General features: G+C 70.1%; 16 protein-coding genes and 7 pseudogenes. 8 read left to right on the plus strand and 15 right to left on the minus strand.

Going from position 1 to position 22,394, the window contains the following annotated elements:
* Positions 1 to 187: 187 nt before the first annotated feature.
* Positions 188 to 784, minus strand: a complete 597-nt coding sequence (locus SLUN_RS37685) for a TetR/AcrR family transcriptional regulator (RefSeq protein WP_108154337.1) — start codon at positions 782 to 784, stop codon at positions 188 to 190.
* A 68-nt stretch (positions 785 to 852) separates the two neighbouring features.
* Between SLUN_RS37685 and SLUN_RS37690 the strand changes: the two genes are divergently transcribed.
* On the plus strand, positions 853 to 2,418 hold the full coding sequence (locus SLUN_RS37690; RefSeq protein WP_108154338.1) for an FAD-binding oxidoreductase: 1,566 nt from the start codon (positions 853 to 855) through the stop codon (positions 2,416 to 2,418).
* On the opposite strand, the gene SLUN_RS42515 is transcribed toward SLUN_RS37690, so the two are convergent.
* The gene (locus tag SLUN_RS42515; RefSeq protein WP_371413931.1) at positions 2,319 to 2,918 is read right to left on the minus strand and encodes a DUF7019 family protein; all 600 of its coding nucleotides are present in this window, start codon (positions 2,916 to 2,918) and stop codon (positions 2,319 to 2,321) included. The two genes, SLUN_RS37690 and SLUN_RS42515, sit on opposite strands and share 100 nt — an antisense overlap.
* Positions 2,919 to 2,920: 2 nt before the next feature.
* Positions 2,921 to 3,091, minus strand: a pseudogene (locus tag SLUN_RS41880) (IS30 family transposase); the annotation flags it as partial.
* Between the two features lie 1,616 nt (positions 3,092 to 4,707).
* Between SLUN_RS41880 and SLUN_RS42520 the strand changes: the two are divergent.
* Together SLUN_RS42520 and SLUN_RS41885 are read left to right on the plus strand one after the other, a co-directional pair.
* Positions 4,708 to 5,058 (plus strand): ricin-type beta-trefoil lectin domain protein, encoded by a 351-nt coding sequence (locus SLUN_RS42520; RefSeq protein ID WP_503461805.1) that lies wholly within the window; start codon positions 4,708 to 4,710, stop codon positions 5,056 to 5,058.
* A gap of 86 nt (positions 5,059 to 5,144) precedes the next feature.
* A pseudogene (locus SLUN_RS41885) lies at positions 5,145 to 5,294 on the plus strand (IS5 family transposase); the annotation flags it as partial.
* Positions 5,295 to 5,322: 28 nt separating this feature from the next.
* Here SLUN_RS41885 and SLUN_RS41890 read toward each other — a convergent pair.
* A pseudogene (locus SLUN_RS41890) lies at positions 5,323 to 5,463 on the minus strand (pyridoxamine 5'-phosphate oxidase family protein); the annotation flags it as partial.
* Positions 5,464 to 5,537: 74 nt separating this feature from the next.
* Here SLUN_RS41890 and SLUN_RS37720 point away from each other — a divergent pair.
* Positions 5,538 to 5,777, plus strand: a pseudogene (locus tag SLUN_RS37720) (hydrolase); the annotation flags it as partial.
* A 199-nt stretch (positions 5,778 to 5,976) separates the two neighbouring features.
* Here the strand turns inward: SLUN_RS37720 and SLUN_RS37725 are convergent.
* The 3 genes from SLUN_RS37725 to SLUN_RS37735 are packed head-to-tail and all read right to left on the minus strand — an operon-like array spanning position 5,977 to position 7,254.
* A complete protein-coding gene (locus SLUN_RS37725) occupies positions 5,977 to 6,564 on the minus strand; it encodes an Rv1733c family protein (protein ID WP_108154341.1) in 588 nt (195 codons plus the stop codon).
* Positions 6,565 to 6,568: 4 nt separating this feature from the next.
* Entirely contained in the window at positions 6,569 to 6,988 is a 420-nt protein-coding gene (locus SLUN_RS37730) for a flavodoxin domain-containing protein (protein WP_257153879.1), read from the minus strand.
* Entirely contained in the window at positions 6,985 to 7,254 is a 270-nt protein-coding gene (locus SLUN_RS37735) for a sigma-70 family RNA polymerase sigma factor family protein (RefSeq protein ID WP_108154343.1), read from the minus strand. Before SLUN_RS37735 ends, SLUN_RS37730 begins: the two co-directional genes overlap by 4 nt.
* Before the next feature lie 484 nt (positions 7,255 to 7,738).
* Between SLUN_RS37735 and SLUN_RS37740 the strand changes: the two genes are divergently transcribed.
* Positions 7,739 to 9,901, plus strand: a complete 2,163-nt coding sequence (locus tag SLUN_RS37740) for a DUF1996 domain-containing protein (protein ID WP_257153880.1) — start codon at positions 7,739 to 7,741, stop codon at positions 9,899 to 9,901.
* 271 nt (positions 9,902 to 10,172) lie between these two features.
* Here the strand turns inward: SLUN_RS37740 and SLUN_RS37745 are convergent, their stop codons facing one another.
* The 3 genes from SLUN_RS37745 to SLUN_RS42190 are packed head-to-tail and all read right to left on the minus strand — an operon-like array spanning position 10,173 to position 11,248.
* On the minus strand, positions 10,173 to 10,421 hold the full coding sequence (locus tag SLUN_RS37745; protein WP_175314258.1) for a hypothetical protein: 249 nt from the start codon (positions 10,419 to 10,421) through the stop codon (positions 10,173 to 10,175).
* Positions 10,418 to 10,705, minus strand: coding sequence for a hypothetical protein (locus tag SLUN_RS42185; protein WP_306610742.1), 288 nt, complete (start codon positions 10,703 to 10,705; stop codon positions 10,418 to 10,420). Before SLUN_RS42185 ends, SLUN_RS37745 begins: the two co-directional genes overlap by 4 nt.
* 57 nt (positions 10,706 to 10,762) lie before the next feature.
* Positions 10,763 to 11,248, minus strand: coding sequence for a DEAD/DEAH box helicase family protein (locus SLUN_RS42190; RefSeq protein WP_306610743.1), 486 nt, complete (start codon positions 11,246 to 11,248; stop codon positions 10,763 to 10,765).
* Positions 11,249 to 11,310: 62 nt separating this feature from the next.
* Between SLUN_RS42190 and SLUN_RS37755 the strand changes: the two are divergent.
* A pseudogene (locus SLUN_RS37755) lies at positions 11,311 to 11,662 on the plus strand (holo-ACP synthase).
* Positions 11,663 to 11,677: 15 nt separating this feature from the next.
* Here the strand turns inward: SLUN_RS37755 and SLUN_RS37760 are convergent.
* Positions 11,678 to 13,102, minus strand: a complete 1,425-nt coding sequence (locus SLUN_RS37760; protein WP_371413891.1) for an extracellular solute-binding protein — start codon at positions 13,100 to 13,102, stop codon at positions 11,678 to 11,680.
* Positions 13,103 to 13,113: 11 nt separating this feature from the next.
* A complete protein-coding gene (locus SLUN_RS37765; protein ID WP_175314257.1) occupies positions 13,114 to 14,904 on the minus strand; it encodes a vWA domain-containing protein in 1,791 nt (596 codons plus the stop codon).
* Positions 14,905 to 15,523: 619 nt separating this feature from the next.
* Between SLUN_RS37765 and SLUN_RS42525 the strand changes: the two genes are divergently transcribed.
* Positions 15,524 to 15,835 carry a hypothetical protein gene (locus SLUN_RS42525; protein WP_371413892.1) on the plus strand — a complete coding sequence of 104 codons (312 nt, stop codon included), beginning with the start codon at positions 15,524 to 15,526 and terminating at the stop codon, positions 15,833 to 15,835.
* Here SLUN_RS42525 and SLUN_RS37770 read toward each other — a convergent pair.
* Positions 15,810 to 16,151 carry a hypothetical protein gene (locus SLUN_RS37770; protein WP_108154345.1) on the minus strand — a complete coding sequence of 114 codons (342 nt, stop codon included), beginning with the start codon at positions 16,149 to 16,151 and terminating at the stop codon, positions 15,810 to 15,812. The genes SLUN_RS42525 and SLUN_RS37770 overlap by 26 nt on opposite strands.
* Before the next feature lie 409 nt (positions 16,152 to 16,560).
* Between SLUN_RS37770 and SLUN_RS37780 the strand changes: the two genes are divergently transcribed.
* Entirely contained in the window at positions 16,561 to 17,223 is a 663-nt protein-coding gene (locus tag SLUN_RS37780) for an SMI1/KNR4 family protein (RefSeq protein WP_254710072.1), read from the plus strand.
* A 260-nt stretch (positions 17,224 to 17,483) separates the two neighbouring features.
* On the opposite strand, the pseudogene SLUN_RS37785 reads toward SLUN_RS37780, so the two are convergent.
* Together SLUN_RS37785 and SLUN_RS37795 are read right to left on the minus strand one after the other, a co-directional pair.
* A pseudogene (locus SLUN_RS37785) lies at positions 17,484 to 19,366 on the minus strand (glycoside hydrolase family 5 protein).
* A gap of 927 nt (positions 19,367 to 20,293) precedes the next feature.
* Positions 20,294 to 22,166 (minus strand): annotated as a pseudogene (locus SLUN_RS37795) (LamG-like jellyroll fold domain-containing protein).
* Between the last annotated feature and the right edge of the window lie 228 nt (positions 22,167 to 22,394).

Below are 22,394 nucleotides of genomic sequence, written 5' to 3' on the forward strand. Positions count from 1 at the left end.
CATCAAGAAGCCGCCCGGTCGTGTGGCCGTCGATCCGGCGCCGCTTCCGTCGAGCGGCAAGGGGCGCGGCGCAGGTCCGGACGAGCAGCGCCTCATAGCAACATGTCGGTAGACGCCTGTCAACGTGCCCTGGGGCGCAGCCGTTGGCTGCGCCCCGCACCTCTCTGTCAGTCCGGTCCTCTCTCTGTCAGTCCGGGTCCAGTGCGGACAGGATTCGTGCACAGCGGGCCGTCATGTCTGCAGGTGACTGCTCGGGGTGGTCGATCCACCAACGCATGACGGCGGTAACGGCGTACTGCCAGATGTGGTTGAGGAAAGCGTGGTCGAGCGGGTCGTGGTGTCCCGCGCGGGTGAGGAGCTGTGTGCTGCCCGATGCACCAATACCGGCGAGCCGGGTCCGGTAGTGCATCGCGGCGTCGTGGATCTCGCCGACGGGCGGAAGAGTCGGGTCGTAGAGCACGGACCAGGCGTAGCGGCACGGGTCGACTGCGTCGAAGATCGCGGAGAGGGTGTCCACGGCGTGATCGGACGAGCCGCTGCGGGTTTGAGCGGCGTTGACGGCTTCGACCAGCAGGTCACCGACATGGCGCAGGCAGGCCAGATACAGGCCGTCCCTGGAGCCGAAGTAGCCGTAGATCAGCGGCTTGGAAATGCCTGCGCGCCGGGCGATGTCGACGACGGAGGCGAGGGCGTGGCCTCGTTTGCCCAACTCTTCGATCGCGATGCCGATGATCTGCTGTTCCCGTTCGGCGCGGGCAACGCCCTTGGTTCCGGCCTTGTTCACATGCCCACTCTAGCGCTCTGTGTGACTAGTGAGTAAATTACCCCGCAGTCAATTGTGAAGGGGTGGCGATGACACGGTCATGGTGGGGCTGGGGCAACGTCGAGGAGACGGTGGCCGGCGCGGAGTTGGGTGCCCTGCTGGCCAGGGTCCGGATGCTGGCGCCCGGCGACCTGACGGGCCATGAACCGCCGGACATCCCCGCGCTCGGGCTGCCCGCTCCCCGGGTGTCCGCCCCCGCTGCACTCGCGGGTCTCTGCTCCGCCGACCCGGCTGACCGGGCCGGGCACGCACATGGCAAGGCGTTTCGGGACGTGGTGCGCAATCTGCACGGGGATCTTCGCCAGGTACCCGATCTGGTGGCCCGGCCGCGACGGGAGCGGGACCTGGTCGACCTGCTCGACTGGTGTGCCCGCGACGGGATCGCCGCGATCGCCTACGGCGGCGGCAGTTCGGTCGTCGGCGGAATTGAGCCCCGGTTCGACGACGACCGCGCCGCGGTCACCATCGACCTCGGGCGTCTGGACCGGGTACTGGAGATCGACCCGGTGAGCCGGGCAGCGCGTATCCAGGCGGGGGTGTTCGGCCCGCATCTGGAGGACCAACTCAGGCCGTACGGCCTGACGCTGCGGCACTTCCCGCAGTCGTTCGAGTTCTCCACCCTGGGCGGCTGGCTGGCCACCCGGGCAGGCGGCCACTACGCGACGCTGCGTACCCATATCGACGACATGGTCGAGTCGATGCGTGTGGTCACGCCGAGTGGGACCAGCGAATCGCGGCGGCTACCGGGCTCCGGGGCGGGTCCGTCGCCCGACCGCCTCTTCCTCGGTAGCGAAGGCACGCTGGGCGTCATCACCGAGGCGTGGATGCGCCTGGAGGAACGGCCCCGGTGGCGCGCACGCGCCTCTGTGCACTTCGCCGACTACGCCGCGGCGGTGAGGGCCACAAGGGCGATTGCGCAGAGCGGGCTGCACCCGGCGAACTGCCGGCTGCTCGATACCGCCGAGGCGCTGATCAACGCGGGTGTCGCCGTCGAGGGCGGCGTGCTGATGCTGGGGTTCGAGTCGGCGGACCATCCGGTGAGCACGTCACTGGACCGGGCCGGGGAGCTGTGCCGAGACCAGGGCGGCGAGATCATCGCCGGGGAGGAGAGCGCTGGCGACACGTGGCGTTCTTCCTTCCTGCGGATGCCCTATCAACGCGATGCACTGGCCCGGCACTCGGTGATCGTCGAGACTTTCGAGACAGCGTGTACCTGGGACCGGTTCGAAAGTCTTCACCATGCCGTCATGCAGGCGGCCCGGGAGGCCGTCCGTAAGGTCACCGGTGCAGACGGTGTGGTGACCTGCAGGTTCACCCACGTCTACCCGGACGGGCCGGCACCGTATTTCGGGGTCTATGCGCCGGGCCGCTGGGGCAGCACCGTAGCCCAGTGGGACGAGATCAAGGCAGCCGTTTCCGAGGCGATCGCCCACAACGGTGGGACGATCACCCATCACCATGCGGTCGGCCGCGACCACCGCCCCTGGTACGACGTTCAGCGCCCGGACCCGTTCGCCGCCGCGCTGACTGCCGCCAAGGCAGCACTTGACCCCGCCGGAATCCTCAATCCCGGCGTGCTCCTTCCCCCACGGTGACTTGACCCGGCTCTGAAGGAGGAACGGTGTTTAACCCGGCCTTCACAAAGTCGCCGTCTTTGCGCTGTGCCTGGCGCTGGGGCGAGGTGGTGCGCGGACCCGATCAAGGCGACCAGCGTGTCGTGTTCCAGCCCGGTGGACAGCACGAGCCCGTCGCGGTGGATCCCCGACCGCAGGCCGAGATCCCCACGAAACCACGGCGTCGGCTCGGTGACCCAGCCGACCTCGTGGTCTTCATCGATGTGCCGCTCGACCAACTGCAGCTTGCCGAACCTGGTGGCCTCCGACTGAGCGGTGCGGACCGACACGCTCACGACCTTCAGGTTGATGGCGAAGTCCGCCGCAAATCGTGTCAGGAGCCTCTGCGGGATCTGTTCGAACAGCAAGTCCAGCCTGGCGTCCGAAATGCGATCAGATACCAGAGGCCCGCAGAGGGATCCCCTTACGTGACAGTCCCGGACCGGACGTTGAGCCAGCAGAGCTCGGCTGCGGTGGCGCAGTTGAGGACGCGGCGGGGGCCGACGTTGATCTTGTCGGCGATGTCGTCGAGGTCGCGTAGTGAGAAGTCCCGGAGATCTGTGCGTTTGGGGAGGCACTGCCGTAACAGGCGGTTGGTGTTCTCGTTGCTGCCCCGTTGCCACGGGCTGGACGGTTCGCAGAAGTAGACCTTGAGATCGGCCCAGATAGCTCGCCCGTGGCGGGGACGAGGGAGTCGAGTTCCGCAAGTACGGAGGAAGCAGGCGCACAAGCCCGCCGCGACATACCGGTACCGCGGGGGTGGCATTCGGGACGACTTACCCACGGAAACACCTTTCCCTGCGGATCCTGCTGCATCACTATGGGCTCTTGCTTCCCGCTGGTAACACCGGCGTGTTCCGTCTGGGCCTGCGGGTCGGTCGCGCCGCAGCGAACGAGGAGTAAAACGGTTGCAACAGCTCCGCCAGGCAGGTCCGGATCCCTCGGACGAACAATCGCTCTACGCCGCCCTGTCGGACGCGAAGCTCACCGAACGCATCCGCTCCGGTGCCCCCGCCGCCCATCCGGCCGTCCAGGAACTCAAACGCCGCCACCTGCCTGCCGTACTGACCTACGCCCGGATCTGCGCACGCGATCGGGCCGCCGGCCCTCAACTGGCCGTCCAGGCCTTCGGCCTCGCCGCTCAGGAGGCCTGCCGGGGCATCGAGCCCCGCGGCAACTGGCGTCACCATGTGCTGACGCTTGTTCAGCGGACCGGTGCCGGCTGGGCCCTCGGCAGCCGCCGCGATCGGCTCGCACCGGACTTCGCCGCATGGACCGACGAGACGGCCGACGACACGGCCGCGGTCACGCTGCCGGGCCTGGCCGAGCCCCCCAGCCTGCCCTCCGAAGGCGCCTCCGCCATGCTCACCGGCTTCTACCGGCTGCCCGAGCTGACTCGGGGCATGCTCTGGTACGCGGTGGTGGACCAGGAGCCGGACGCCACGGTCGCCACCTTCCTCAACGTGCGCCCCGAACTCGTTCCCGAGCTGCGGAGCAAGGCGCAGGACGCCCTGCGCGAGGCATATCTCCGGGCCTACTTGGAACGCGGCGCGGACGCCAAATGCCTGGGATTCCGTCGCATCATCGAGGTGGCGGCCCGGCCGGGGGACCGGCGGCGCAGCGAGGACCTGGCGCTCCACCTCACCCAGTGCCCCAGCTGTACCCGGCTGATGGCCCAGCTGACGCGGATGGCCGAGGACCCCCGGACCGTGTTTGCCGAGGGTCTGCTCGGATGGGGCGGAGCGGCCTACGCAGCCCACGGTCCCGCACGCGGAGTCCTCGATGCCGTACCGGACCAGCCCGACCGCTCCCAGGCCGCGGCCGGCCTGCCGGCGTTCACCGCCTTCCCGCAGCCGCCGCCCACCAACGTGACAGCGCGCGGCAGCGCGATGGGTGCAAGGGGCGCGAGACGGCCGTCGCGGAATCTCGTCCGCATCGCCGTGGCGGCCGCGGGCGCGGCCGCCGTCGGCACGTTGCTGGCGACCGCCTCCGAGGACACCGCCCCGGCCCGCGACCACGCCCGGAAGCCCCTCCCAGCAGGCCTGGCCCACCGCCGCCCTGCCCGCCCCGCCGCTCCGTCGCCGAGCCCCACCCGGGAAGTGTCGAAGAAGCCCTCACCCACGCCGAGCCCCACCACCCGCCCACCCCAAGCCGCCGGCAGTCGCCCCGTCGAAGAGCCTCCCGCGCCCACCGGCGCCGATCGCCCTCGGAGCCGCCTACACCCAGGTAGTCAACGCGGCGTCCGGGCTGTGCCTGGACATCGACAACGGCGTGATGGCCAACCGTACCGACGTCGTCACCGTCACCTGCAGCGGCGCCGAAACCCAGCGCTGGACACTGGACTCCACAGGCCTTCTGCACAGCAGCGCCGACCCCGCCTACTGCCTCGACTCACGCGGCGACACCGACCGCGGCGCCGGCATCTGGTCCTGCGCCTCCGTCAACGGCAAGAACGGCCTGAACCTGCTCTTCACCGTCGACGGCGCAGGAGCCATACACCCCCGAATCGCACCGGACTTCGCCCTTGAACCCCTGGCAGGCTCCGAAGGCAGCCTGCTCGGCTTCGCCCCGGCCGGCGCGGCCGGCGACCAGCACTGGAACGCCGACCCCTCCCCGTCATGACGTGCAGACGGACGCTGCTGCCCGCTGTCCGCCCGCGGTCAGGAGCTGTCCGCGTTCGATGAGACCGGCTCCAGTTCCGCTGCGGTAAGGCAGTCGACCACGGCGCCCGTCTCGGCATCGACGTTCACCCCGTCCAACGGCTCCCGGGGACCCGCGGCTTCAAAGTCATCCCGAGAAGGTGGACCATCGAGCGGAGCATCGGTCGGCTCATGCACGACCACCACCGCCTCGCCCGCCAATGCTTCTCCTCCTCCCGTGCGGCGGTCAGCCGAGCCAGCGGCTGTCGCGCATGAGGTCGCGTCCCCGCAGCTCCTTCGCCTCACGCCAGGCCTGGATGCGCCGCGGCCGGATCAGGAAGTACTGGTAGGGCTCGTCGAGCTCGCGCGGGTCGAAACCGGTCTTGGTAATCCATGACCGTACGCAGCGCCGCCACCCTGGTGGCGGGCGGCCGATGAGCGCGGCGCAGCGCCGACCGGCCGCTGTGTCCCGGGCACTGCGGGGGCACAGCGGCCGTGGTCCTCGACACCTACGGCGCCATCACCGACTCGGCCCGGGTCCACGCCGCCGCCTGGCAGACCGCCTTCGACGACTTCATGAGCGACCACCCGCCCGCAGATGTCACACGGCGGCGGCCGTTTCGACGACGGGAGGACTATCTGCGGTACGTCGACGGAAAGTCACGGCTGGACAGAGCCGCGGACTTCCTGGAGTCCCGCGGATAACCGGTCTGGTGGCCCACGGCGACGGCAGTGTGGGTCATGACATCGCTCACGATGTACGGGGAATCGGACATGGCGGGCCTCCTGGGGCTGAAGTACGCCGGGTGCTCGGAGGCGGTTGCGACGTGGCCATCTGTTCTCAGAGTCCGACGGGCCGTCGGTCGCGGGGGAGGGGCCGAGTGGCCCTGCCTGAGGCCCGTCAGGCCCGATGGCCGCTCCACTTGGGTCCGACGAGCGCCCACTCCTGCTCCCACTCGGCCATCCGGCGCCGGTCGGCCGCCCGGCGGACGGCCAGCCGCATGATGAGAGCGGCGGCGGCGCTCACCGCTGCGGCCCCCGAGCCGATGGCGAAGGCGGCCAGCCAGATGTCGGCATCCGGCTTCGGAGGCGAGGTGACCCGGCCCTGGGAGTCCAGCCAGACATCCGTACGGTCGCCGCGCTCCAGGCCCGCGTCCACCAGCGCGACGCCGCTGCAGAAGCCGGCGCCGGCGGTGACCCAACGGACTGGAACCCGGTACTTCTCGACGCCCCCGAATCCTTCCTCGGACGGGACTGCCTTCGGGGCGTCCTGCGTGAGTTCGGCGCGTACGCGATGTTTCGACGCCGCCTGCTCGACGGCCGCCGCCTTGTTGTACGCGTACGCCGACCAGCCCGCGGCCAGGCCCGCTGCCGGAGCTCCGAGGACGAGGCAAACTCCGAGGACAAGCGTGGTCCAGGCCCTGACGACATCCGCCCGGCGGCACAGCGGGTTGGCCCGCCGTTGCCTTCCTCGTCGTGTGGGGCTCATCGGCTCAGCGCCGTTCTGCTTCGGCCGCCAGACCGGCTGCGATGCCTGTGGCCCAGGCGGCGATACAGTCGAAATCGCGGAGGTCTCCTCCGCGCCCTTCCTCCAGGATCGCGCGGGCGACCCGTCCTCGCGCTCTGGCCTTGAGCCGGCCGCCGGAAGCGATGTGTCCCTCGGCATTCAGCCGCTGCTCGGCGCGCCGGGCGAAACGCCGTGCGTCGCGGTGCCAGCCCCCTACGTAAAGCGCGACCCCGAGCCGGACGAGGCCGTGCGGGCGGACATCGCTGACCTCGGCTGCCGGCCGCACATCGGCGTCGAGACCCGATCCGCGCAGGACGGTGGCGATGTGGTCGGCGATCTCCGCCGTCGAGCCGTTCTTGGGAACCACATCGGCATTGCCTCGAAGGCGTAGTCCAACCTTGCTCACGGGCCAAGGAGTGGGCCCACCCGGTCCGCGCCCTCGATCGGTCGCCCGGCCGCGGCCACAATGCTGCCACCGTCGGACACTGCGATCACGTCCCGCGCGAGCACGTCCACCAGGCCCAGGTGGCCACCGCCGACCGTGGCCAGCAACCGCTCCACGACGGCCACCTGCTCGGCCCGGCTCACCTGCACTCGCGGACGCCGCGCGGCCACGTGCGGGCCGGTGGCCGCGCTGAAAGCGGTGGCCGTGCTGGACGCCTCGCCGATCATGTGGGTCGGGAAGCCGCCGATGCGGCGGAAGCCGATGAGCTGTGGTGGGAGACGGTCGCGAAGGCGCTCGGGCTGAGCCCGGTCAGCGACCGCCGCTACCTGTCCGAAGGCTCCATGCCCGGCTCAACAAGTGACGCACTGATCCTCGCCGCGGCCGAACTCAATAACCGGGGCCGTCTGTTCACGCTTCGGGGCAGCGGTCTCATAACTGTACAGGGCGTCGGCATCGCCCTCTCCGGCGCTGCGCATCGCCATCAGTCCCGGCCTCGTCATCGGTGCGAGCGGAGTGCGCGGTACAGGCGTCGCGGCCCGCCCTGCCTCCCCGCCGCCGATCGCTCCAAGCTGTCTTCTGACGCCTCCTCAGCCGTGCATGACGGGGAAGTTCCTGTGAATTGCGGTGTGCGTTGAACACGCCGGGGGCCGCTTCCGTATGTAACACGGCGCAGCCCCCACTGCCGATCGGCAACGACGCACAGGAGTTCCCGTGACACGTACCTCACGAAGACGCTCGAGGAGCGGCGGCAGAGTCCTCGCTGCCGCGATCGCGCTGATGCTGGGCGGGGGTGGACTGATCGCGGTCAACTCCTATGCCGCCGCAGGCGAGGGTTGGGGGATCCGGTCCGACGGCCGCAGCGGGGAGACGCAGACCCTCGGTGCCGGACCTTCCACCATCAAGTGCCCCGAGGTGGCGAACGGGCTCCCCGAGGTGCCGGATGCGGCGAGGCCGGAGGTCGACCGCGAACTGGCCACGCTGGACAGCCAGATCACAGAGGCGTACGAGCGGTTCGTCGACCAGAAGGAACAGATAGAGCGGGATCCGGAGTTCGCCCGGAAGGCCGTCCTCGAACCGCTGAAGAGCAAGCGCACGGCGAGCATCGACCGGATCGCCACAGCCATCGGCCGTGTGGCCGGGGAGCGCCCGCAGGGGCTGGAGGCGATGGCCCCGTGCACCTTGCAGGTGGATGACGCGGACGGCGCCGGCGGCGGCGAGGGCAACGATCAGGACCAGGACCAGGGCGACGGGCAGAACAGCGGCGACGGTGGCCAGAACGACGGCAACGGAAACGCCAACGGAAACGCCAACGGCGACCAGGGCAGCGGCGGTCAGGCCGGCAATGGGCCCGAGGCGTCCGACTTCGTCGACATCGCGTCCGTCCAGCCGAATGCGCGAAGCCCCCGCGAACTCGGCGACGCCTCGCGCGGCACTTTCGCCACGGAGTGCGGCCGCAACGAGAACGGCAAGTTCAACCCGGACAATGTGATCGTCGCCCCCGGTGTGAGCAACGGTGCGCACCACATGCACGACTATGTGGGCAACCAGGCGAACGACGCGTTCGCGAGCGACGACGATCTCGCGAGCGGCGCCACCACCTGCCGTGACCAGGGCGACAGGTCGACGTACTACTGGCCGGTCTTGCGGCTGCAGAACGGTCAGGACGAGAACGATGCCGGGGCCGATGGTGGCGGCAAGGACAAGAACGTCGGAAAGATCCTGACGCCGGCCCAGGTCACGCTGAACTTCGCGGGAAGCCCGGTCTCCAAGGTCACGGCGATGCCGCGATTCCTGCGGATCATCACCGGTGACGCCAAGGCTTTCGTCAACGGCAACGCGAACGCCAACGCGTCCTGGAGCTGCACGGGATTCGAGGACCGTCAGCTGAAGGACAAGTACCCGCTCTGCCCGCAGGGCAGCAAGGTCGTCCGGACGTTCAAGTTCCAGAACTGCTGGGACGGCCAGAACACCGACAGCGCCAATCACCGCACCCATGTCGCCTTCGCGGACGAGAACGGCGGCTGCCGGAATGGGTTCCGGGCAATTCCGCAGCTGGTGCAGCGCATCGTCTACGACGTTCCGCCCCCGGTCTTCGACGGGGACAACCGGGCCGCGTTCGCGGTCGACTCCTTCCCGGAGCAGCTGCACAAGCCGGTCACCGACCACGGCGATTTCATCAACGTCTTCGACGACAGCCTCATGCGGGAGCTGGTGGACTGCATCAACGAGGGCCGCGAGTGCGGGCCCGACGGTCCGGCGGAACCCGGTGAACCCAGCGAACCCGCAAACCCCGGTGACCCTGAGGACCCCGCTGAGCCCGGGAACCCCGCAGACCCTGGCGATCCGGCCGATCCCGGCGAGCCCGAAACCCCCGGGAGCCCCGGCCAGCCTGCTGAGCCCAGTGATCCGGTTGAGCCTGGCAAGCCCGCGGACCCGTCGGCCGGCAACGGAGAGAAGCCCGGGGCCGGCGGTGAGGATGCCGGGACGTCCGGTGGTCAGGACGAGGCAGGTGCCCCAGGCGATGTGCAGAACCCGGAGGGCTCGACCGGCTCGGGTGCGGGCACAACTGGCGGTCAGGCCAAGCCGGACACGGCGGGCGGTGCGCAACAGCCCGAGGTGCTCACCGGGTCGGGCAAGGGCACTTCCGGTACGCAGTCCACGCCGGAGACCGGTGGGAACACCCCGGCTCCCGGCACGGTCGGCGAGCCGCAGACCGGCAGCGAAACCCAAGCCGTCGGCGAGCCCCAGGGCAGCCGGGGCGGGCTCGCCGCCACCGGCGCTCAGCTGTGGCCCTCCGCAGCCGGAGCCGTGCTGCTGATCGTGGGCATCGTGCTCCTGCGCACCCGCAACCGACGTGAGCCCGCCGGGCGTTGATGATGCCGTCTGTGCCCCGGCCCTGGCCGGACCCGGAGTTCTCAGGTCCGGCCGGGGCTCACGGCGTCGGAGCCTCCCAGCAACTGATGGGACTTGGTCAGCAGGGCGACGCAGATCAGTCAGGCGCTCCGATCTGAGCACCGGGCGGCGACTGGTCGCCGGAGTCGTGGCCGCCCTGAGCTCGGAGGAGGACGAAGTCGAGGCGGCCGACCTGCTGAGGCCGGATCCCGCTGCAGCTTCGGGCGAGGACTGACGGCCGAGAGCCCGGTACCTATGCCCGGTGCGGACCGGAGAGCCGCTCGGCCAGGAACTCGCGCTCGGCATCGTTCCCGGTCAACTCCAGCGCCTGGCGGTAGGCGATCGAGGCCTCCGCCGAGCGGCCCAGCCGATGCAGCAGGTCCGCCTTGATCGCCGGTAGGTACTGGTATCGCGCGAGCCGGCCGTCCTTCTCCAACTCCACAACCTCCGCCAGTGCCTGCGCCGGCCCGGAGACCATCGACACCGCCACCGTACGGTTCAACGCCACCACAGATGAGAGCCACACCGACAGCAGCCGCTGCCGTCGCCGGAGGTGCGCAGCGCCGTGTTCAGCGCCGGGTCCTGCACGTCGACGACCAGGACCTGGTACGGGGCGACGATGCCCCGCTCGATCACCTCCTCCAGCGGGAGGTGATGGGCGACGCTGCCGAAGAGGCCGTCCGGGTCGTCCAGCATCGGGGCGACCAGCTCGCCCTGGGCGCGGCGGCCGCCGGGCTTGTCCTCGTCGGCCTCTCCGGCCTGCCACATCCGAGGAGTTGCGGTCATGTAGAGACGGCGTTCGGCGGGGATGCGGGAGTTGTCGTGGACGACGGCCCCCAGGGCTTACCGATCCGGCCGCTCGTACGGTGCGCCTCGGCCACGGTGATCAAGTTCCACGGCGGCATGCCCTCGGTGTGAGCGGCCTCCAGGAACCCCAGGCCGAGCGAGGCGTAGGTCGCGAAAACGGTGATGCGGCCCGGGCCGCGGGCAGCTCGTCGGCGTCGGTGGTGTTGGGAAGCCGACCTCGTCCGACTTCAGGGAGGAGACACCGAAGAACGGCCCGGGCCGGCCGCCGTCGCGCCAGGCTCGGGCAGTCTGCTCCAGCAGGTCCAGCGAGGGGACGAGGACCAGGACGCGGTCGGCGGTGAGCTCTTCGGAGGTGTGGACGGCCACGAGGGTCTTGCCGCTGCCGGTGGCCATGATGACCTGGGTGCGCTGGCCGACCGGCGGCAGCGGTGCGCCCGCCGGCAGCTCGAGCTCGCGAACCGCGGCGACGACAGCCTCGGCCTGGTGCTCCCGCAGGGGCTTCAGCGTCTTTGTGTCTCTCACTCTCTGAGCGTTGGATGAGGCTTCCAGCTGGGGGTGGTCGCCGTCCAGCTCCCCCCAAGGCTTTGCGGACCGGGGTGGGGATCGACGTCGCCGAGATCGACCGGTCGACGACGCGCTGCGGCGGACGCCGGGTCTTGCGGACCGGCTGTTCCTCGAGAGCGAGCTGCACGTTCCCAGCGGGGAGCGGCGAGGAGTCGCCTCCCTCGCGGTCCGCTTCGCCGCGAAGGCGCTGGGCGCGCAGGCCGGGCTGCTGTGGACGGACTGCGAGGTGTACGTCGAGGAGTCAGGGCAGCCACGGCTGCGGATGCAGGGAACGGTGGCGGCGGCCGCGGAGGCGCGGGGGTGCGATCCTGGCACGTCTCGCTCAGCCATGACGCGGGCGTGGCGTCGGCGGTGGTAATCGCGGAGGGGTGACGGGCCGCGCTGGCGTCACCCGTGGGGCAGCGCCTTCGCCAGTTTCTCGTTCAGGGACTTGGCGAGCTGGGCGTCGGAGGGCGGGCCGTCGCCGAAGAGCTTTCCCAGTTCGGCGGCGAAGGTCTGGGTGAAGGCACCGTAGAGCGGGGTGCGGGGCCGCTGGACGGCGTTCCGCAGCGCGGGCAGCAGGATGGTGCGTGCGTACGCGGGACGGCCGTTCGCGTCCCGCGGCATCCGGTCGGTGGTCTCGCCGGACGCGGAGGGGGTCGGGCCCGCCGCCCCCGGAGGCTTCACCGACTCGCAGGCCAGGCCGTCGTCCTCGTACGCGGACACCCTCGTCGCCGCGAACCCCGCGTCGAGCAGGCAGCGTTCGCTCTCCGTGCTGGTGAGGAACTCGATCAGCCGCTGTGCGGTGGCGCTGCGCTTCGAGGCCCGGGTCACGGCCAGGTTCTGACCGCCCAGCACCGCCCTGCCCGGCAGCGGGGCCACCCCGAGCTGCTGGTCGGAGAGAGTCTGGTGCAGGGAGCCGTAGGCGTATGGCCAGTGGCGCAGGAAGGCGGTGCGGCCGTCGGCGAAGTCGGTGAGCGACCGGGCCTCGTCGGAGTGGACGGCGTCCCCGAGGGTGTACGGGGCCTGGGCGCGGTTGCGCAGCTCGTCCAGCCCCGCCTCCAGGTCCGCCGCAGAACCCGCGTACCGGCCGTTGGCATCGGTGAGGGAGAAGTCGTCGCCGGCGGAGGCGAACGCCTCGATGCCGTTGACGGTGAGGCCCTCGTACGAGGCGTCGAGCTGTGTCGTCCAGCCCTTCTCGTAGCTCTCCGGCACTTTCCCGCCCGCGTCGTCGAGCGTGTCGATCAGCTGCTGGATCTCGGACCACCGGGTGACCTTGCTGAGGTCGGTGTCCGTCACGCCCGCCTTCTTGAGGTAGTCGTGCCGGTAGTAGAGCAGCCCGACGTCGCTGTTGAACGGCACGGCGTACACCCTGCCGTCCCAGCGGGCCGTGGCGGCCACGGACTCGATGACGTCCCCGTCGACCAGCTCGTCGGGCAGCGGCTGGACCAGATCCGCCTCGGCGAATTCCGGCACCCACGTCACGTCGAGGTTGACCACGTCGTACTCCGCGCTGCCGGACTGGAGCGCGCCCAGCAACTGACTGCGCTGCTCGTCCGCGGAGCCCGACAGTTCGACCAGACGGGCCTGGTGGCCCTTCCCAGCCTGTCGCCGGTTCCACTCGTCGATGAGCTGCTGGCGGATGCCGCCCCTGCCGGTGACGTCACGGCCGCTGGCCACGACGATGTCGCCAGGGGGCTCGGCGGCACCCGTGGCACCGGGGGCGCCGGTCCCGTCGCCGCCGGTACAGGCGCCGATGGCGAGGAGGAGGGCGAGGGTGAACGCGCCGATGGCATGGCGCCTTCCGCTCACGCGCCTCGAACGCATCGTCATTGATCCCCCGTTCATTCCTCTCCCGTTCCGGTCCTGGCGACCTCGTCCCGCAGGGCCGCCACGAGATCGGTCCTCGTGTCCAGGCAACGCCCGCCGCTCGCCTCGGAGATTGCCGCGTCCGCCTTTCCCTCGTCGCATCCGCCGCTGTCGAGCGACGCCATGACCACGGGGACCATCCTGCTCTGCGCGGACCTGAGCAGATTGTCGAGCCGTCCGCCCTCGGTCAGCCGGTTGTTGTCCTCGTCATCCGTGAGGTAGACGATCAACTGGGGGCGGTCGTCGTCGACGCCGCGCTGCGCCATGGTGTTCAGCGCGGCGATGAGCGCCCCGTACGGATCGGCCTCCGCGTTCCTCACTCTGGCCGTTCGGTCGATGGCGCGCTCCGCGACCCCGCGCCCGTACTGTCCGAAGGCCAGCAGTTCGCTGTACGGGCGCTTGGCACCGGCCTCCGACGCCACGGCCCAGACCCCGTACTCGTCCTGGGTGCCGAGCCCGCCCAGCGACTGCTTGACGATGCCGGGCGCACCGCCGGGCCCTTCCCACAGGTCACCCATCGAGCCCGAGCTGTCCAGCAGGAACAGCACTCGGCCCGGGCCGTGTGCGTCCCGGTAGTCCGTCAGCGTCGCACTCATCGCGTCCTGGTGGACGGAGTCGGTGAGGCGCCCGGGGGCACTGAGGGCCCCGAAGTCACTGAAGGCGAAGCCGGAGCCGAGGGGCGGATGGTCCCCCGAAGCGCTGCGAAAGCCGTCCTTCCCGAACTCGGCGAGCCCGCCCTGGGCGGCGTCCGCCCCGTCCTTTCCGCCCGCGCCGGCGCCGGTCAGCCAGTCGTGGAACCTCTCGACCTCGGCGCTCCGCGCCGACGTGTCACGGTCGGCGTCGTCCCAGCGCACACGGACGAAGGTAGGGTCCAGGCCCGGGACGTCGTCGGGGTACTCGGCCATCCGCCGGGCCCGTGTCGTCCGGTCGCAGCTCACTCCGGTCTTCATCAGGAACTCCGGTACGAGGGCGGCGGTGCGGTCGTCCACGGCGTCGTCGTCGGGCAGCACGCACAGGAGGTCCGCGCCGGTCGGCGAGGGCGGACCGAGCTGCGCGACGCTGCGCTCGGCGGCGGCCGCACCGGCCGCACCCGCCTTCTCGGCGCCGGCGTTCCCCGTGCCGTGCGCGCCGTACAGGCCAACGGTCGCCAGCAGACCGGCGTCGGTGTACTCCGGGTCCGTACGCCGCACCTCGGCCTTGCCCTTCAGGCCTGCCATCAGTTCCCCAAGACCGCTGGTCCGGCCGGAGCCCTCGGTCGCCAGTGCCTGCGGGACGGCGAGCACGATCGGGGAGTACGCGAACGCGGCGGGGTCGGCGACCAGTTCCGCCCAGCGCCGCTGGTCCGTCGTGGCACGGGCCCGGGCGACGTTCGCCGAGGACGCCGGGATCCAGATGTCCGGCTGGGGCCCGATGTCGCGCTGCGGGTTGATGTCGTCGCTCGTGGGCCGCTGCCAGGGATCGGACTGGTCGCGGAACGCGGCGACGACGTCGGCGGCTCCGGCGCTGTAGACGGTGATGCCGCTGCGCCGGCAGCCGTCGTCCGTCGTGTTGGCGTCCGACGTCAGATAGTCCTCGGCCGCCTTGCGGACGGTGGGCTCGATGTCGGGGTCGGTGAGCAGGCGGAGTTCGAGAGGGGGCTTGCAGGAGGACTCGCGGAAGAGGACGAGGCCGACGGCGGTCAGGCCGGCCAGCGCCACGAGCACGGCCGCGACCACGGCGAGCGTCCTGGCGGGCGGCTTGGGCAGACCGGCACCAAGGGCCTTCAAGGCGTTCCGGACCCGCCGCCATGAGGGGAGCGGCGGTGGAACCACAGGCGGCGGAATCGGAGGCGGCGGGGGGGGGTGGGGCCGCGCCGAGCGCGAGCAGCACGTCCTCGCCCGAGGTGGCCGAGCGGCTCTGCGGTTCCCACGGCTCCGGGGGCTCGCGCAGCGTCACCTCGTGCCTGGACATGTACGCCCTGAGCGCCTCCGCCAGCTTGCCGAAGCCCACCGGGAAGCCTGTTTCGCCTGTTTCGCCGCCCGCTTCGGCAGAGGGTCGGCCGAGTCCGCCGGGCCCGACGCCCTCGTTCAGGATGTGCACCAGTCGGGCGGTGAACGGCGTCGGGGTGTCGCCGTTCCCCGCGTCGATCCTGTTGTTGGCCTGCACGCTCATCAGCAGCGAGGTCCGCCTGCGCTGGGCGGCGCCGAGCGCGTCCCACGCCGCCGCGGCGTTGCCCGCGTAACAGCAGTCGAGGACGACGACCACGTGCTCCGCCCCGGTGCGGCCGAGCACGGTGAGCACGCTCTTCCACGGGGCGGCGCCGCGGAACACCGACTCGGTGCCCGCCTCGATCGTCGCCGTGCGCATCAGGAACCAGAGTTCGGCCCCCGTGCTGGGCACGGCGCCGTGCCCGGAGAAGTAGAGCAGGAGCACGCCCTCGGCCGCGTCGACGGCCGCGTCCAGCTGACGGTCGAAGTCGTCCACGTTGGCCGGCTGGGACTCGACGATCTCGTCCTCGCCGAACACCCCACCCCTGCCCAGGGCATCGCGGAGCGCGGTGAGGTTGTGGGCGACCGCCTTGAGATCGCCGGGCACTCCGTTGGGCCGGTCGGGCTGCTTGTAGTCGTATTCCGGCACGCCGACGAGCAGTGCCCGGTTCGCCTTCCTGCGCGGTTCGGGGCGCGCCATCGGGCTACCTCGCGTCGCGGTCCGGGATGACCTCGACCTCGGGGGGTTCGCCGTGCTCCACGGAACGGCGGTTGTCCTGCCAGGCCCGCACCCCGCTCTTCACCTGGGCGAGCACCTCTACGAAGACCGTGGAGCCTACGGCGCCGATCAGCACCAGCAGGATCTCCCACGCAGCACTCATCGGGGCGCCGTGCTCCTCGGTGCCCGCGCGCTGCTTGATCTCGAGGTCGCCGTTGGTCCTGAGCTGTTCGAGCCGGTGCTCCCGTTCGAGCCACGCCTTCAGGGCGCCGACGTCGCTCTCGCTCGCGCCCTGCTTCAGACGTACGCGGATAGCCGGATTCGCCACAGGCTCCCCCTCTGTCATAACTCCCTATCATGGCATGCCTGTTGGGGCGCATGCTGCTGAATCTCCCCTCCTACCTCGCCGCGCCGCCCACCGACCCACACTTCGGGCTACCGCTCAGCTCGAAGCCGCCGAAGGCCATGAGCGACCAGCCGACGAGCCCAGAACCAGAGTGCGGCGAAGCGACATAGTTGGTACGGGCATCATGGGCCTGCGATTCCCTGAAGGTGCTGTGCAGGCAGCTTGAGGACAACCCGCTGCTGGGCAGTCCCCTGGGGGCCCGTCCCTCTACGTCGCGCAGATCGACGGCGAAACCTTCGAAGACTGCCCGGAACTGAACGTGCATTACGCCTACGGCCCTCCTCAGCTGGGGGAGGGACAGGTACAGATCCGCAGCGTCGACGCAATACAAATGCCCACCGTCGAGCCCGACGTGCAGGGCGACGACCAGGCGCCGGACCCCCACCTGGAAGCACGCCAGGTCACTGCCGCGTGGCAGCGGATCGAGGCGTGGCTGTGTGCCCACGCTCCCGCTTCGTACGCGTCACTTAAGGCCGGCGCGTCCGAGGGCGAGATCTCCGCGCTGGAGGACACGCTGGGCGTCCGGGTCCCGGCGGGACTCAAGGCACTGTGGTCCCTGCGCGCCGGTGTCCACGACATGCGCGGCGCGGGGTTCCTGCTGGACGATCAGACGCTGATGGACTTGGACGCAGTGGCCGCGTTCCACCGGCAGCAGATGCTGCTTCAGCAGCGGAACAGGGATGACGAGTTCCCGACATGGCGGCCATCGTGGATTCCGTTCTGTTCGTTCTGGGTCGATGACCGCAGCTACGGCCTGTACCTGGATACCGACACCGGGCAGCTGTGCCACTTCAGCCGGTACGCGGAACGCTGGCCCAAGTACGCGTCGCTGACCGTCTACCTGGAAGAGATCGCCGACGCCCTTGACGCGCCGTCCCTCGCGTCGGGTTCCAAGCCGGGACTGGCGGGCGGAGCCCTAGGTGTGGGGACCGCCGACCCATCCCGACCCGCAGAATCCGTGGGTGCCGTACACCGGGTGACAGCCCGGCCGTAAAGCAGATGGGGACCAGCCCAAGGCTGGTCCCCCACGCGCGTTCAGGTAGTGCTATCAGACCTTGCGCCAGGTGCAGACGGTGTCAGCATTCGCGCAGTGCTTGAAGCCGGGGTTGCTGACAAAGACCCCGTCATCGTCCAGCAGACGCCACGACGGCGCCGGGAACTCGTGGAACGCACCCGAGTTCTGGACGTCTGGGATCGACGCCCGACCACGATGGCGCCAGCGGTGTGCTCGGGGGCGAACATCAGGGCCTCGGGTCAGCGCAATGTTCGGCAGTACAGCGCGTCCGGGGTCCGGGCCGAGCCCACGCGGCCCGTGAAGGCGATCCCGGCCGCGTACTCGTCGTCCGCGCACTGGCCCTTGTAGTGGCCGTGCGCGAAGTCGCCACCCTTGGGGGCGGAACCCCTGTTGTCGCCCCGGTCGAACCAGACCGTACGACCGGTCGTGCCGGGGATCGAGCCGCTGGGAGCCTCGGCACAGAGGGCGGCGGAGACAGCGGAACCGCGGACACTGTGGCCGGTCAGGAAGTGGCCGGCCGGGCACTGGAGTTTGGTGTAGCCGGACGCCCAGTCCTGGCCCGGCGTGACGTGCCGCTCGTCGACGACAACCTCGTGGCCGCCCACCGCGTCCAGCACGGTGGACACGTCGGAGCAGAGGCCCCGGTTGCCCGTGTGACTGAGGCCGAGGAGGCGCTGCCCGTCGGGGCAGACGGCCTTGCGGGCGCCCAAGTCCCAGTCGGGCAGGGCCCGCATCCGCCGGGAGGCGACGAAGTCCCCGTGGTCGGGGCTGAGCATCGACCAGTTGGTCACAGGGTCCACGCGGCCGGTGCGGCCCTGGGCCCCGATGAGCCGGGTCCAGGCGGCGGCTCGCCAGTCGTCGCCGTCGTAAAGGCCCATGCGGTCGCCTGCCGCGTCCCAGTGCAGCAGCGCCCAGCCGTTGCCCTTGCGGCCCTCGTGCCAGCCGACGAGCGGCCAGTACGCGAAGTCGGCGTCCGTACGGATCAGTTGGTCCACGAAGTTCTGGAACCAGGCGCGCTGCTTTCCGCCGGTCTCGTCGCGGCCCCCGACGCCGAACTCGCTGATCCAGACGGGTGACGTGAAGTGCTGGTCCTGTTCCGCGGTGACGAAGAAGGCCTGGCGGTTCAGTACGTCGATCAGTTCGGCCGAGGTCAGGTCGCGGTAGCGGGGGTCGCTGGTCTCGCCCGTTCCGGTGGCGCCGCTGTGGTTGGGGCCGGTGTAGTCGTAGAAGTGGGCGGAGTACACGAGCTTGCCGGAGTCGACGAGGGTGTGCGAGAGGCGGCCTACGGGCTCCAGGGTGGGGCGTTCGTGCGGGAGGCCGTCGACGGGGATGCCGGTCCAGTTGATGCCCTCGACGATGATCAGCAGATCGGGGTCGGCCTCCGTCAGGATGCGGTCACCGACGCGCTGCGAGGCGGCGAACCAGTCGTGGTTGTCGCCGAGGCCCCAGTTGGGGTCGTCCCAGACGTTGCGGCGCACCTCGTTGTAGAGGTCGGCACCGACGACGCGTTGGTTGTCCTTGTAGCGACGGGCCATGAAGAGCCAGTCGTTCTCCCAGGTCCCGGTGGACTGGCTCGCGTTCCAGCGTTCGTTGCCGTCGACTCCGCAGCACCAGCGCGTGGTGTTGGTGTGGTTGTTGAGGATCACCGCGAGGCCGGCGGCGGTGAGTTCGCGCACCACGGCGTCGTACACCTCAAGCGGGGTCTTCGCACGCAGGGAGGGGTTGGCGGCGACGGCATCGTCGGTCACGGGAACGGTGTCGTGGATCATCTCATTGGAGAAGGGCAGTCGGATGCTGTTGATCCCGATCTCCTGGAAACCGGCGATGATCTCGGCCATGGGCGCGCGGTCCAGGCCGAGCGGGATCCGGCCGGAGTTCTCGCCCGCGTGGTGGTTGGCGTCCTCGCCGGTGCTGCCCGAGCCGTTCCAGGTGCCGCTGGCTCCGTGCCAGTTGCCCGACCGCAGTTTGAAGCGGTCGCCGTTCGCGTCGACGATCCAGCGGCCCCGAGTGCTGATGCGGCTGCGGCCGCAAGTACGGGCGCCAAGGCCACCAGCAGGAGTACGGCGGCCAGAGTGGCCCTGACCAAGGATCCGCGCACGGCCACCGTCCTGGGGGGCTGCATTGTCATGGCGGCGTCATCATGGGCGGCGGAGTGGCATTAGTCCAGTCCTGCGACAATGATCGAATGCTTGTTACCACTACGCCGGAGCGGTCGCGATGACAGCGCCTCGGCTGTTCTCGGATCACGAGTTGGAGCAATCCGCCGTGGTCCAACAACACCATGAACCGTGAACGTGGCCTGGCCGGCGTCAACAGCTACGCCCGCGAGCTCGGCTTCGATCCGATCCGCCATCTTGTGGCCCAGTCCGCGGCGCCGTCCTGGCTTGATGTCTGCAGCGGAGAGGGCCGTGCCCTGCGGGAGGCAGCTGCAAGGCTGCCGGACACATCTGTGCTGACCGGCATCGATCTGGTGGGCCCGCTCACGCCGAGCACGTTGCCCCCTGCGGTGGAGCACGGTCACCGCTCCAGGAGGTACACCGTTATGAGGACCGCCAAGACCGCCGCCCTGGCTCTCACCGCCGCCGTCGGCCTGCTGGCCGCGACCGGCACAGCCTTGGCCGACACCGGGAAGCCGTCGCCGGGCGCCACACCGACCGGCGACGGCGCGCAGGCGCTGTGCAAGAGGGTGCCGAAGACCGAGAAGCGCCTGGAGGGCGTACTGGGCCGGCTGGGCGGCGACGCGACCCAAGTGGGGTCCACCAAGCGTCTGGAGAAGCGGGTCGAGAACGCGAAGAAGGCCGGTCCACGGGCTGCGGACAGGGCGGCGAGGGGACGGACAGTGGTACGGGCAGCGGGACGGGGCCGACGACCACGAGTTCGTCGGACCTCGCCGAGATGTAGAAGCTCGTGGATGCCGCCGAATCGGCCGCCACGGAAGCAGAATCCGCCGCGGCCGACGACGGAAACTGACCCGACCCGGGCCGCGCGTACGTCCCGGACGCCCTCGCGGGCGCCCCGGACGTACCGGATCCGCTTCCGGAAGGACGAGTCACGCGGGCGGGGCGAGGAAGTCCCTCGGCGACAGCGCCCGGTTGACGATGCGGGTGTCGCCGATCCACCCGTAGAAGCCCTGCCCGAAGCGCTCGTCGAACTGCGTGCCGCCGATGACGAACGGCTTGCCCAGCGTCTCGATGCCGGTGGACGGCTGCGACGGATTACGCGCGATCTTCGAGCCGTCCACGTACATCACCGTCCGGCGGCCGTTGTTGACGACCGCGATGTGCATCCAGCGGCCGACGGGAACGGCGTGGCTCCACGACGTGGGATCGGCGTCCTGCTTGTCCGGATAGACCACGAACTGCAGAAACCTCTCCGGCGACAAATTGAGGCTGCACGTCGGCTCCAGCGGCGACCAGCCAGTCGTCTTGCCCGCGTCGCCGTTGCGCCCCTCCCAGCTGAGGATGCCCATCCAGTTGTGATCGCCCTCGAACGGCTCCGGCAGCCTGACGAAGGTCTCGATGGTGTAGCCGTACGGGAACTTCTCGCTGTTGAGCGCGGCACGGGCCGCGGTCCTCAGCACCGCAGCGCGGTCCGGGCTCTTGCCGCCGTCGAAACGGAGACTGGCGTGCGCGGGCTGGCCCGAGTGGTGGTCCGAGGACCAGGTGAGCGCCTCGGGTCCGCTGGAGTGCAGTCGGCTGACGGTCAGATCGTTGCCGTTGCCGGTCAGATCGCGTACGACCGCGCCGTCCGCGACAGGGACGCCGGTGGTCGTCCCGGCCTCGTCGAAGCGCCAGTACGCGACGGTGCCGCGCGGCATCACGGCGGAGGCGGGACGAGGCTTCGGTGGTACGACCGGGGCGAAGCCCTTGAAGCGGTCGGCGAAGTCGATGCTGAGGCTGAACCGGTCGGTGGGGCCGGTCAGTTCGATGGTCTCGGCCTCCAGCGGTGTCCGTTTCTCCGGGTCGCGGTCCAGGAACCACGGCGAGAAGGTCTCGACGTCGACGACCTTGCGGGCCAGGTCGAATCCGTACAGCCGGATCATCCCGGCGCCGCCGTAGTAGCGGTCCTGGTAGTTGGTGATGTGGACGTGGACATCGTTGTCAGCGTCGTTGGTGAGAACGGTGCGCCCCGGCGGCCAGTAGTGGCCGCCCAGCGCGAGAAAGATCTGGTCATTGCCGCGGATGAGCCCGTCCCACAACCGCTGGCCGTTGCCGGACAGTTGCGCCTTGCCGTGGTCGTCCGACCAGGCGATGTCATGCGTGGTGAGGACGGCGGGCAGCGTCGGGTGTGCGTCGAGCACTCCCTGCGCCCAGCCCAGCCCCTTGTCCGACACCCGCCAGTCCAGGGCGAGTACCAGCCACTCCCGGCCGGCGGCGCTCAGCACGTGGTAGCTGTTGTAGCCGTCGGGCGAGGCGCCGCGGAAGGTCGGCATTGTGGCGTAGCGCTTGGGCCCGAACGCATCGAGATAGGGGGAGTCGCCGCGCTGGTCGTCGGTGGACGAACGGATGTCGTGGTTGCCCGCGAGGACGCTGTACGGCACCTTGCCGTGGATGGTCCGGAAGGTGTTGGCGGCGAGCTCGATCTCCTCCTGGGTGCCGTGCTCGGTGACGTCACCGAGGTGCGTCATGAAGGCGATGTTCGCTTCCTCGCGCTCGGCGGCGAGATGGCGGAACGTCGCACGCAAGGGCTCAGGGTCGGAGCTGTCGGCGTCGAAGAGGTACTGCGTGTCGGGTAGGACGGCGAGTGCGAAGCGCGGGCTGTCGGTGTCGAACCGTCCTCTGTGTGACGCGGCGGGCCTGGGCCGGCGCCGCGTCGAGGGCGGTGGCCACCGCACCGGCGGCCGGTATGGCGACCGCGGCCTGCAACAAGGCGCGTCTGTCGAGCCGGTTCTGCGTTCCTGTCTGCTTTCCTGCCGTACTCATGTGCACTCCAATGACGGGACGCTCGGGTTGGTTCGCACACTGCTGGCCCGCCATGGCTTGGCGATGTCGGGGAGCTGAACGCCGACTTTTGTGTGCGGCAAGAGGTCCATGTGAATGTTCACGAGCACTGTTCGCGATCACGGGGGCTGAACGACCATGAGGGACCGTTGAGTTCTGATCGTCACCGGCGGCGGCACGGGCATCGGCGCGTTCACCGCCCGCCAGCTG

Source organism: Streptomyces lunaelactis, assembly GCF_003054555.1.
GTDB lineage: Bacteria > Actinomycetota > Actinomycetes > Streptomycetales > Streptomycetaceae > Streptomyces > Streptomyces lunaelactis.